The following is an 11,714-nucleotide window of genomic DNA, read 5'->3' as shown; positions in this document are numbered from 1 at the left end:
ATCTTTTTAGTGTTTGGACAACATGGTAAAACCTCCAAAATCTAGATTCACTCATATTTTAACAAAAAAAGCGTGTCGATGAAGCCACTTATTGTGACTTTGTCGACACGCTGAAAGACTCAGCTTCTCAGCTGAGTCTTTTTATGATTTTGCAGACTGTCCCTTTTTCGACTGATACAGCCGAATTTTGTAAATGATTAAAATCAGCGCAGCGACGATCAATCCCTCTGCCACGGGCAAAAACACTCCTAAAAAGGTCAAAACAGTGCAGCCCAAAGCCAGAAATACATACACCACTGCTGATTTTAATACCGGAAGCCGTTTAGCAAATCCAAGCTTAAATACAATAACGGCCAACACAAAAATCGTGCCGTACAGCAGCCACATGCCTGCCGCAGGCTGCCGGTCTACTTGATATAGAGCGGCGAAGAACGACAGGCGTTCACTTACGTCATTCAAAAAGATTCCCTCCCCTGCAAAGTGCGGGTTCTATCTTTTCAAATTCTGCAAGTGATTAAGACAATCCTGCTGTTTTTTTCTTTTTAGCCGCTTTTTCACGTTCGTTTTTATTGAGGATTTTCTTTCTTAAACGGATAGATTCAGGAGTTACTTCACAGTATTCATCTTCGTTTAAGTACTCCAGAGATTCCTCAAGAGACATGATGCGCGCTTTTTTAATTGTAGTTGTCTGGTCCTTTGTTGCAGAGCGGACGTTCGTCTGCTGTTTCATTTTGCTGACGTTAACCACAAGGTCGTTGTCACGGTTATGCTCTCCAACGATCATTCCTTCGTATACTTCAGTACCCGGCTCAACGAAAATGACACCGCGGTCTTCAATTCCTTGAATTCCATAAGATGTCGCTTTTCCGTTTTCCATTGATACAAGCACACCCTGGCGGCGTCCGCCGACTTGGCCCGCCTGCATCGGCTGGTAGCTATCAAATGTATGATTCAGAATACCGAATCCGCGTGTTAATGATAGGAACTCTGTAGAGTAACCGATCAATCCGCGGGAAGGAACTGTAAAGATAAGACGAACTTGGCCGTTTCCATTGTTGATCATATCAATCATTTCGCCTTTGCGGGCACCCATTGATTCCATAACTGAGCCTGTATGCTCTTCCGGAACATCGATTTGTACACGCTCAACAGGCTCACAGCGTACGCCGTCGATTTCTTTGATGATAACTTCAGGTTTTGAAACTTGAAGCTCATAGCCTTCACGGCGCATATTTTCAATTAAAATTGACAAGTGCAGCTCACCGCGTCCGGAAACAACCCAAGCATCAGGAGAAGCTGTTGGCTCAACACGCAAGCTCACATCCGTCTGAAGCTGAGAGTGAAGACGCTCCTCGATTTTGCGGGCCGTTACATATTTGCCTTCACGTCCTGCAAACGGACTGTTATTCACAACAAATGTCATTTGAAGTGTCGGCTCATCAATGCGAAGCACTGGAAGCGGATCTTGATGGTCTACAGGACATACCGTTTCACCAACGTTAATATCTTCCATGCCGGAAACCGCTACAAGGTCTCCTGCTTTTGCTTCTTCAATTTCCACACGCTTTAAGCCTTGGAAACCGAAAATCTTTGTTACACGGAATGACTTAGCCGTTCCGTCAAGCTTCATAAGAGAAACCTGCTGACCGACTTTCATTGTCCCGCGGAATACGCGGCCGATTCCGATACGGCCTACATAGTCGTTGTAGTCAAGAAGGGCAACTTGGAATTGAAGCGGTTCATCTGCATTTTCAACAGGTGCCGGAACATGCTGAATAATGGTTTCATATAAAGCTTCCATGTTTTCATCTTGCTGTTTCGGATCAAGACTCGCTGTTCCATTAATTGCGGAAGCATACACCACTGGGAACTCGAGCTGCTCTTCATTGGCATCAAGCTCAATAAACAGATCAAGAACCTCATCGATCACTTCCTCAGGACGAGCAAAGTCACGGTCAATTTTGTTTACAACAACAACCGGGTTCAGATTTTGCTCAAGAGCTTTTTTCAGAACGAAACGAGTTTGGGGCATGCAGCCTTCATATGCGTCAACGACAAGCAGTACACCGTCAACCATTTTCATAATCCGTTCTACTTCTCCCCCAAAGTCTGCGTGTCCAGGGGTATCCAAAATATTAATGCGCGTATCTTTATAGTTAATCGCAGTATTTTTCGCCAAAATTGTAATGCCGCGTTCGCGTTCAAGATCATTAGAGTCCATTGCGCGTTCAGCAACCTGTTCGTTGGCACGGAACGTACCAGCCTGGTGTAAAAGCTGATCGACTAAAGTCGTTTTCCCATGGTCAACGTGGGCAATAATCGCGATGTTGCGAAGATCATTTCGAAGTTTCACTTTTTCATCTCCTAAAAAAATTAGATAACTTTCATATTATACCACACATCCTCTTCAAAAGCGTCACGTTTTTCTGTAAACTTATGATAAGACGTAAAAGGGGATGGAAATATGAAAAAAATGAATTGGCTTCTATTATTATTTGCATTTGCAGCGGTTTTCAGCATAATGCTGATCGGCGTCTTTATCGCTGAAAAGAGCGCTGCAGGCATTATCGCCAGCATTGTGCTTGTTTGCGCCGTAATGGGCGGAGGATTTACATTAAAAAAGAAAATGCGCGAGCAAGGCTTGCTTGATTAAAAGCATTGCCCGTCTGGAGACATTGTAATCAAAAAACACCGCAAAGAAAGCGGTGTTTTTCATTTGATTAAGTCTTATCTCCCCTGTTTCTTAGTCAGGAAGATGCAAAACAGCATTCATACATAGACAATTGTTCTAATGATGACACATGCGATCGGCAAAAAGTAGTTCGGTAACGATATACATAAAATACCATAAAACCTATTTTTTCGACGCCAATCTCTCTCTATAATGGAATTCGTAGCACAATTCACAAAAGGGAGAGAAGAAACATGAAGAAAACATTTGTAAAAAAAGCAATGCTAACGACTGCCGCAATAACTTCAGCTGCTCTATTTGCGTTCGGCCCTGATGCAGCCAGCGCAAAAACTCTAGGTGATAACACGTCTGTCCATGTTCAGCACCAGACAATCACAAACGAAGATCTCAATGCATTCATTGATATACTAAATCAATGTATATACAAACAAGACGGTGTATATTATTTTGACAGCGAAAAAGCTGTCGAGCTAGGAATGACAAAAGAAGAGGCTCAAGTAATCGCATCATTATGGGAGTCAACATCAGAATTTTTCAACATCGTTTCACAATGTGTGTATGTCGAAGATGGGCAATATAAATTCGATACAGAAAAAGCAGTAGAACTTGGCTTCACAGAAAAAGAGGCACTCGCTCTTGAACAATTTTTATCCGCAGTTTCCCTAAAGATTCACATTCTTCAAGAAGCAATTGTATTACAAGACGATGTATACAGCTATGATAAAGATGCAGCGGTACAAGCAGGCGCGACACCTCTACAAGCTGACGTTTATGAAAAACTTTTCAGTGCGCTGTCACAAGAACAGTTTGCCGCGATTTACAGTATGCTTCACCCCCAGGCTTAATGTAAAAAAGCGCTTGCCCGATTTCGGCAAGCGCTTTTCTTTATATCAGCAATTTGATGATCAGCATCATGGCAACTGCCGCTCCAAACCAACAGGCAGCTTTAACGATTAGCAAACCGTAGTACTGTTGAATCCACATTTCTCCGGTAACCATCAACAGCACATGGCCGTCCTCTCAAGTAAGCACTGGAGAAATTTGTTGTCTGCACCTGATCTGAATGAGTTCAACAGATACTCCGGCCAGCAACACAATACTCAATATAACACCTGATAAGAACATTGTGCGGTACGGGTTTATTTTATGATGATGCACCAATAGATATAAGCCCGCACGAACAACAATCCTTTACTTCTTATTAAGGCCTCATTCGGTTAGACAGCCGGCTTTTCAAAAAGTTTCAATAAAAACAAACATGTCTTACCTTTCCCTTGTTATGTAAATAGACAGAACACTTGCAATGAGCCATCACATGACACTTGACTCACCTTGATATTATTCAACAAAAATAAACACAGGACAATTCTATCAATTTTGTATAGTTTTGTTAGTTTTTGTTGAGTATTCGAGAATGCTAGCTTAATATAACAATATAAAGATTTTTCAGTATTTTCAAAAAGGGGGATTTATTGTGGGTTTAGGTAAGAAATTGTCTGTTGCTGTCGCTGCATCGTTTATGAGTTTGTCAATCAGCCTTCCTGGTGTTCAGGCTGCTGAAAGTCATCAGCTTAAAGAGAATCAAACAAATTTTCTCTCCAAAAACGCGATTGCGCAGTCAGAGCTCTCTACACCAACTGACAAGGCTGTCAAACAGTTTTTGAAAAAGAACAGCAACATTTTCAAAGGTGATCCCGCCAAAAGGCTGAAGCTTGTTGAAAGCACGACTGATGACCTTGGGTACAAGCACTTTCGATATGCACCTGTGGTTAACGGAGTGCCTATTAAAGATTCACAGGTAATCATTCACGTTGATAAATCCGATAATGTCTATGCGGTCAATGGTGAATTACACAATCAATCTGCTGCAAAAACAGAAAACAGCCAAAAAGTCTCTTCTGAAAAAGCGCTGGCACTCGCTTTCAAAGCCATCGGCAAATCACCAGACGCTGTATCTAACGGAAAGGCCAAAAACAGCAATAAAGCCGAATTAAAAGCTGTAGAAACAAAGGACGGCAGCTATCGTCTTGCTTACGACGTGACGATTCGCTATATTGAACCTGAACCTGCCAACTGGGAAGTCTTAGTTGATGCTGAAACAGGCAGCATATTAAAACAGCAAAACAAAGTAGAACATGCTGCTGCCACTGGAAGCGGAACGACACTAAAGGGCGCAACTGTTCCTTTGAATATCTCTTATGAAAGCGGAAAATACGTACTAAGAGATCTTTCAAAACCAACAGGCACTCAAATCATTACATATGACTTGCAAAACAGACAAAGCTTCCTTCCGGGAACGCTTGTCTCAAGTACAACAAATACATTCACATCTTCATCACAGCGGGCAGCCGTTGACGCCCACTATAATCTCGGTAAAGTGTACGATTATTTTTATACGACATTTAAACGGAACAGCTATGATAACAAAGGCAGTAAAATCGTTTCTTCCGTTCACTACGGCACTCGGTACAATAATGCTGCATGGACAGGAGACCAAATGATTTACGGTGACGGCGACGGTTCATTCTTCTCCCCGCTTTCAGGCTCATTAGATGTGACAGCGCATGAAATGACACATGGCGTCACTCAAGAAACGGCCAACCTGATTTATGAAAATCAGCCGGGGGCATTAAACGAATCTTTCTCTGACGTATTCGGTTATTTTAACGATACAGAAGATTGGGACATCGGTGAAGACATTACAGTCAGCCAGCCTGCTCTCCGCAGCTTGTCCAATCCGACAAAATACGGCCAGCCTGACAATTACGCCAATTACAGAAACCTTCCAAATACAGATGAAGGCGATTATGGCGGCGTACACACAAACAGCGGAATTCCAAACAAAGCCGCTTACAATACTATTACAAAGCTTGGTGTCTCTAAATCACAGCAAATCTATTACCGTGCGTTAACAACGTACCTCACGCCTTCTTCCACGTTCAAAGATGCCAAGGCAGCTCTTATTCAATCAGCCCGTGATCTGTACGGGTCAACTGATGCCGCTAAAGTGGAAGCAGCCTGGAATGCTGTTGGTTTGTAATGTTAAAAAAGCCTGAAATGTCTCAGGCTTTTTTTTCGTTACGTGTTTTAAGATTTTTCTCTTTTTTGTAAGCCTGTCATTCACCCCGAAAGGATGAGAATCAGCAGCCCTTGCTGATATGCGACAGATGGGAGCACAGTCGCTGTAGTACAGAGGAAGCAGCGATACGGCTACCTGCTCAACTGCAAAGATCAAAAACAGCAGTAAGCCAACGCTGAAGCATACAATATTGATCCGGGCTAAAGGGAGATTCTTCCGGCAAACACTTGGCTCAGGTAAAATAAGAAGATCACATTCCGAAGAAAGAGCAAAAATATTGACAAAAAATTTTTTATATGCTATAATTTACCACTAATATATTTATAGGTATAATAAGATTCTCCTGGCCAGGGGAATCTTATTTTTTTTAGGAGGATCATTTCATGAGGAAAACTGAGTACAGCATAACGTCTTTAATTTCAGCTTTTGCCCGCTTATATCATAGCCGATATGACACGCCTCTCATCTTTGATGATTTTATTGCAAAAGACCTCATTAATGAAAAAGAATTTACAAACATTAGCGAGAATATGGTTCAAGGAATATCGTTTTTCAACAAAGAGATGGCCGAACGTCTGCAAAATGATCCTGAAAACATATTAAAATGGGTTACCCAAATCCAGCTGTCGCCTACACCCTTAGCACGTGCTGCATATTGTGAAAAAGTTTTACACAACGAATTGATGCTGGGGGCAAAACAGTATGTCATTCTTGGGGCCGGACTAGATACTTTCTGTTTTCGGCATCCTGAATTAGAAAACAGCTTACGAGTTTTTGAGATTGATCATCCGGCTACACAGCAATTCAAAAAAAATAAGCTAAAAGATACAGATCTGACAATTCCGGGACATCTTCACTTTGTTCCTATGGATTTTACCAATACGTTTTCGTATCAGCCTCTTATAGATGAGGGATTTGAAAACACAAAAACATTCTTCAGCCTTCTGGGAGTGTCTTATTATTTAGCAAGAGAAGAAAATGCAAGCTTGATCAGAAATTTATTTTCTCATGTCCCATCAGGAAGCTCTATCGTTTTTGATTATGCTGACGAAACACTCTTTACAGCAAAAGGAACGTCAAATAGAGTTGAACATATGGTGAAAATGGCTGCCGCAAGCGGAGAACCGATGAAATCGTGTTTCACTTATCAAGAAATTGAAAATCAGTTAGAATCATCAGGTTTACTGATCTATGAACATCTAGCACCAGACGATATTAATGATCAATTCTTCAACAATCGAACAGACGATTTATCAGCGTTTGAAACGATTCATTATATTCATGCAGTAAAAAAATGATTTTTAATTCATCAGAGCCTCTCAATTTTTAGGAGGCTCTTTATGGTACTGGCATACAAAAAAAGCTGCCGTTATCATACAGCAGCTTCTGCTAAAGGCTTCACAAGGATCATAAACGATTTGCCTTTCTCATCTTTCTCCGTTTTCAGCTGTTCAAATCCGCATTGGCCCAAAAACAATATCCATTCACTGCGGTCAATGGGAACTGCCGCAAACATCGCTTTATGTTTGGCTCCGAGAATTTTGCTGATCTGTTCAATGATCATCCTCGCATGCCCCTTTTTTTCTTCAGCCGGATCAATCAGCACCGTTCCAAGCCACGGCTTTCCGTTGGAAGGCGCCCACTCGAGATGATAGCTGACGGCAATAGGCAAACCGTCTTTTTCCCATATAAGCCATGATCCGTTGTACATGGAGTAGGAGATCATATAGCTTTCTGCATCTTTCTCCCCGAACTCCTCCTCTTTCCATACAGGATGAGCCTCCGCGAGCTTCTCTAACAAGCAGAGGTCATCCTGTACAAATGGCCTACTTTCGAGCATGAAGGTACTCTTCACATATCATTTTATGTATAGAGGGGTTTCCGGCCAGCACACTGTGATTTTCTAAGAAGGTAAATGGCTCTCCCTCTATGGTCGTATAGATGCCCCCTACTTCATTTAACAGCACACAGCCGGCTGCATAATCCCATGGCGCAAGACGCATCGTGATGTAAGCATCTATTCTTCCTGCAGCGACATTTGCCAGCTCTAAAGCGGCAGAACCGTAGGAGCGTGTGCCTCTGACTCTTTTCACAAGAGGCGCTAACACATTTGGATCAATCCTTCTGTTTTCCGTTACCCATGTCGCATTAATGGCAAGAATCGCTTCTTCAATAGCGGTTTCTTTTAAAGGAGCCAGCTTCGTTTCATTCATATAAGCTCCTCTTCCGCTAAATGCATGATACAGCTCATCATGCACCACATCATAAATCAAACCGATTTTTCCTTCTCCGTTTTCAAAAATTCCAATTGAAATCGCAAAATTTCTTTGCTGATGCACAAAATTCATCGTCCCGTCAATCGGGTCGATAATCCAGACAACTCCCTCCAGTGAGTGGAGTTTGTCTCCTTGTCCTTCTTCTCCGAGTATGCGGTGTCCCGGAAACGTTTCTTGAATGCGTTCAATGAAAAACATTTCCGTTTCTTTATCAATATTGGTGACTAAATCATTCGGATTTGATTTCGTTTCAATTGTCAGGCTTTCATTCATGGATTGTTTAATTCTCGTGCCTGCTTCTCTTACCCATTTCTTTGCAATCTCATCAATTTCCGTCCAATTTGCCATTCGTGCGTACCTCTCTTCTATGTAGACCTTTATTTTATAGGATACTGATAACGGCGGTGAAAAAGCAAGGAAAATGAAAAATATCCCTTCTCACGTAAAAACGAACCATTCACGCGGTTCGTTTTCACTATCGCTTGTTACCCGTTAAGACGAATCCATTCTTTTCTGAGTCGCTCAAGTTTGTTTTTGCTTTGTTCAATCTGTTCTTCATTTTCTTTTTGCATTGCTTCATATAGGGTTGCCAATTCATAATCAACCTCTAGTCTCCAGACAGCTACACGATTGTTTTTCTCTTCCTTAAATCCCTCTTTTACAACTTGCCTCATTGTCTTTCGCCCCTTCCAGAGATCATTTGTTTGTAAAAAAGCATCCCATTTTGCCATTCAACAATGATTACTTCTTATATCGTATGTTTGTTCTATTTACGCGTAACACGATTCTGAAAATTGTGTGTTTACCTACTGGTTTATTACCTCATTTCCCCTTTCTTCAAACGCGCTCAATCTTTTTGACGCTCGTATGAACTGTGATAAAATATGTTTACTAGCATGAAGGAGGAAAACCATGACACAAATGCGTTTTACGGAAGAAGACTTTAACACATTTACAATAGAAGGCTTAGACGCGCGCATGGAGGTATTAAAAGAGACGGTCCGTCCAAAACTTACAGCTCTAGGCGAACATTTCGCCCCAACTTTATCAGCTTTAACCGGAGACGAAATGTTTCCTCATGTGGCCAAGCACGCAAGAAGATCCGTCAATCCTCCTGCTGACAGCTGGGTCGCATTCGCAAACAGCAAAAGAGGCTATAAAAAACTGCCGCATTTTCAGATTGGTTTATGGGAAACCCACGTATTTGTGTGGTTCGCGATTATTTATGAATCCCCTATCAAAGAAGAATACGGCAAATTGCTTGAAGCGAATCAGGAAACCATCACTAAGAATATCCCTGACAGCTTCGTTTGGTCCGCAGATCATACAAAACCGGGCGTACACAAGCAGTCTGAAATGGACAAGGAACAGCTGAAGACGCTGTTTGAGCGGTTGCAGACTGTTAAAAAAGCTGAGCTGTTATGCGGCATCCAGCTTCAAAAAGAAGAAGTGCTAAATATGAATAACCAGGAATTCCTTCAGCGTATCACTGATGCCTTTAAGCAACTTGCTTTTCTGTACCGCTTCACCCAAAAAGTATCACAAGCATAAAAAAGAGCCGGAGTATCCCCGGCTCTTTTTCTTACATCTTAATCTTCGCCTGATCAGATTCCCTTGCCTGTTTGACCGTGCGATAAGGAGAGTATGTACTTTGTTCTTCAAACTCGCCGCATATCTTTTTTTCCTCAGCCTTTCCCGGTACTATTTCCTTGAATCGGCGGTAAGCGTTAAGCAGTTCTTCACGATCTGCACCTTTTTCGTATGCAAGCTCAACCTGCTGAAAAAACGCGATCACATCCACTGCTTCTTCGGTTGTCCAATCTTCATTCATCGGATATTGGTATTCCATTTTCTTCACTCCTTATAGATTTGCTTCTCTTAAAAGAAAGCATCTTCATTGATCATAAATTGTTCTTTACATTCTTTCAAGTTCATAATATAATTCATTTGTTTTACGTCTAAAAAACGGTTGAGAAACTGATTTTAATACACACTATTATGCATAGGTATGATTACAAAGGTGGGAAAACAATTGTCGCAACATGAAACACCCTTATACACAGGACTGAAAAAGCATGCAAGCAGACAGCCTGTACAATTCCACATTCCCGGCCATAAAAAAGGGGCAGGAATGGACCCAGAATTCAGACAATTTATCGGTGAAAACGCGTTAAGCATAGATTTAATCAATATTGAACCATTAGACGACTTGCACGCGCCAAAAGGCATCATTAAACAGGCACAGGATCTGGCGGCCGAAGCATTTGGCGCAGACCACACATTTTTTTCTGTTCAGGGAACAAGCGGCGCCATTATGACAATGGTGATGGCTGTTTGCGGACCTGGAGATAAAATTATTATTCCAAGAAATGTGCATAAATCAATTATGACAGCTATTGTATTTTCCGGAGCAATTCCAATCTTTATTCATCCTGAAATTGACAATGAATTAGGCATCTCCCACGGCATTACACTTGAATCTGCCAAACGGGCGCTTACCGAGCATCCAGATGCAAAAGGGCTTCTCGTCATCAACCCGACATATTTCGGTGTTGCAGCCGACTTAAAAAGCATCGTAGAACTCGCTCATTCGTTTGATGTGCCGGTGCTTGTTGATGAGGCACACGGCGTTCACATTCATTTTCACGATGAATTGCCGCTTTCAGCCATGCAGGCAGGAGCAGATATAGCTGCGACTAGTGTACACAAACTGGGCGGATCACTGACGCAAAGCTCCATTTTAAACATAAGAGAGGGCCTTGTATCCAAGGACAGAGTGCAATCCATTCTGAGCATGCTGACAACAACATCAACTTCTTATTTGCTTCTCGCCTCTCTGGATGTTGCCAGAAAACGCCTTGCGACAGAAGGCCATCAGCTTGCTGAGGAAACACTGAAGCTTGCCAGCCAGACGAGAGACCGCCTCAATCAGATTGAAGGCATTTATTGTGTCGGTTCTGAGATTCTTGTTTCAAAAGCAGCTTACAGCTATGACCCGACAAAATTGATTATCTCTGTTAAAAGTCTTGGACTCACAGGCCATGACGTAGAAAAATGGCTTCGTGAATCCTTTAATATTGAAGTTGAGCTTTCTGATCTTTACAATATTTTGTGTATTTTCACCCCTGGTGACAGCCAAAATGATGCAGACCGGCTTGTAGAGGCTTTAACAGAGATTGCACATCATATGTCAGAAAAAGATGTAACACATCAGCCAACTGAAGTTCTTCTCCCAGGAATTCCTTTATTGGCAATGACTCCACGTGATGCTTTCTACGCAAATACGGAAGTCATCCCTTTAAGAGAAGCAGTCGGACGGATTATCGCTGAATTTGTAATGGTATATCCACCTGGTATTCCAATCTTCATTCCAGGTGAAATAATTACAGAAGACAACATCAGCTACATTTTCAAGAACCTTGACGCAGGTCTCCCTGTTCAAGGACCTGAAGACTCAACTTTAAAGATGATTCGGGTCATTAAAGAACAAAAAGCGATTCAATAAATAAAAAGCATGCGGCTTGAGGGGACTGATCCCCGTTTTTGAGACAGGGATCAAAACACCTTTTAAACAGCCAATTGTCGATAGTTTATCGGTGATTGGTTGTTTAGTTTCGTATGAATACGAATATTGTTATAATAATGAATGTATTCTATGACAGAGCGT

The 11,714-nt window shown here is 41.9% G+C and carries 13 protein-coding genes and 2 pseudogenes; 6 read left to right on the top strand and 9 right to left on the bottom strand.

The genetic code is table 11. From position 1 onward, the window contains the following. Positions 1-141 precede the first annotated feature (141 nt). Together MOF34_RS20705 and typA are read right to left on the bottom strand one after the other, a co-directional pair. Complete coding sequence (locus tag MOF34_RS20705) at positions 142-459, bottom strand: YlaH-like family protein (RefSeq protein ID WP_003221327.1); 318 nt, start codon at positions 457-459, stop codon at positions 142-144. A 55-nt stretch (positions 460-514) separates the two neighbouring features. Further along, positions 515-2,353, bottom strand: coding sequence for a translational GTPase TypA (gene typA, locus MOF34_RS20700; protein WP_019714290.1), 1,839 nt, complete (start codon positions 2,351-2,353; stop codon positions 515-517). 111 nt (positions 2,354-2,464) lie between these two features. Here typA and MOF34_RS20695 point away from each other — a divergent pair, with 111 nt between their 5' ends. Both MOF34_RS20695 and MOF34_RS20690 read left to right on the top strand, forming a co-directional pair. Further along, positions 2,465-2,653: a YlaF family protein gene (locus tag MOF34_RS20695; protein ID WP_003221324.1), complete on the top strand. Its 189-nt coding sequence runs from the start codon at positions 2,465-2,467 to the stop codon at positions 2,651-2,653. A 272-nt stretch (positions 2,654-2,925) separates the two neighbouring features. Beyond that, positions 2,926-3,537, top strand: coding sequence for a hypothetical protein (locus MOF34_RS20690; RefSeq protein WP_268401575.1), 612 nt, complete (start codon positions 2,926-2,928; stop codon positions 3,535-3,537). Positions 3,538-3,577: 40 nt separating this feature from the next. On the opposite strand, the pseudogene MOF34_RS20685 reads toward MOF34_RS20690, so the two are convergent. Both MOF34_RS20685 and MOF34_RS20680 read right to left on the bottom strand, forming a co-directional pair. Next, positions 3,578-3,667: pseudogene (locus MOF34_RS20685) on the bottom strand (anti-sigma factor); the annotation flags it as partial. A gap of 43 nt (positions 3,668-3,710) precedes the next feature. Beyond that, a pseudogene (locus MOF34_RS20680) lies at positions 3,711-3,880 on the bottom strand (hypothetical protein); the annotation flags it as partial. 286 nt (positions 3,881-4,166) lie between these two features. Here MOF34_RS20680 and nprE point away from each other — a divergent pair. Beyond that, positions 4,167-5,732 (top strand): neutral metalloprotease NprE, encoded by a 1,566-nt coding sequence (gene nprE / locus MOF34_RS20675; RefSeq protein ID WP_268401573.1) that lies wholly within the window; start codon positions 4,167-4,169, stop codon positions 5,730-5,732. Between the two features lie 422 nt (positions 5,733-6,154). Next, the gene (locus MOF34_RS20670; RefSeq protein WP_268401571.1) at positions 6,155-7,069 is read left to right on the top strand and encodes a class I SAM-dependent methyltransferase; all 915 of its coding nucleotides are present in this window, start codon (positions 6,155-6,157) and stop codon (positions 7,067-7,069) included. 74 nt (positions 7,070-7,143) lie between these two features. Here MOF34_RS20670 and MOF34_RS20665 read toward each other — a convergent pair whose 3' ends face one another. The 3 genes from MOF34_RS20665 to MOF34_RS20655 all read right to left on the bottom strand — a co-directional run bounded on the left by MOF34_RS20665 (position 7,144) and on the right by MOF34_RS20655 (position 8,721). Beyond that, complete coding sequence (locus tag MOF34_RS20665; RefSeq protein WP_268401569.1) at positions 7,144-7,572, bottom strand: GNAT family N-acetyltransferase; 429 nt, start codon at positions 7,570-7,572, stop codon at positions 7,144-7,146. A gap of 25 nt (positions 7,573-7,597) precedes the next feature. Beyond that, positions 7,598-8,395 carry an inositol-1-monophosphatase gene (gene suhB, locus MOF34_RS20660; RefSeq protein WP_268401567.1) on the bottom strand — a complete coding sequence of 266 codons (798 nt, stop codon included), beginning with the start codon at positions 8,393-8,395 and terminating at the stop codon, positions 7,598-7,600. A 137-nt stretch (positions 8,396-8,532) separates the two neighbouring features. Further along, the gene (locus MOF34_RS20655; protein ID WP_009967148.1) at positions 8,533-8,721 is read right to left on the bottom strand and encodes a hypothetical protein; all 189 of its coding nucleotides are present in this window, start codon (positions 8,719-8,721) and stop codon (positions 8,533-8,535) included. 238 nt (positions 8,722-8,959) lie between these two features. Between MOF34_RS20655 and MOF34_RS20650 the strand changes: the two genes are divergently transcribed. Continuing rightward, complete coding sequence (locus MOF34_RS20650) at positions 8,960-9,598, top strand: YktB family protein (RefSeq protein ID WP_019714281.1); 639 nt, start codon at positions 8,960-8,962, stop codon at positions 9,596-9,598. 31 nt (positions 9,599-9,629) lie between these two features. On the opposite strand, the gene MOF34_RS20645 is transcribed toward MOF34_RS20650, so the two are convergent. Then, entirely contained in the window at positions 9,630-9,896 is a 267-nt protein-coding gene (locus MOF34_RS20645) for a UPF0223 family protein (protein WP_019714280.1), read from the bottom strand. Positions 9,897-10,079: 183 nt separating this feature from the next. On the opposite strand from MOF34_RS20645, the gene speA reads away from it, so the two are divergent. Further along, complete coding sequence (gene speA / locus MOF34_RS20640) at positions 10,080-11,552, top strand: arginine decarboxylase (protein WP_268401565.1); 1,473 nt, start codon at positions 10,080-10,082, stop codon at positions 11,550-11,552. A gap of 62 nt (positions 11,553-11,614) precedes the next feature. On the opposite strand, the gene MOF34_RS20635 is transcribed toward speA, so the two are convergent. Then, positions 11,615-11,714 (bottom strand): IS3 family transposase (locus MOF34_RS20635; protein WP_268401576.1); only part of this gene is annotated, 100 nt, incomplete at its 5' end.

It is taken from the genome of Bacillus sp. T17B1, assembly GCF_026796395.1.
In the GTDB taxonomy this organism is placed as follows: Bacteria; Bacillota; Bacilli; order Bacillales; family Bacillaceae; genus Bacillus; species Bacillus spizizenii_A.
The sequence above is the reverse complement of the archived record's forward strand: the minus strand, read 5'-3'. Positions and strand labels throughout refer to the sequence as shown.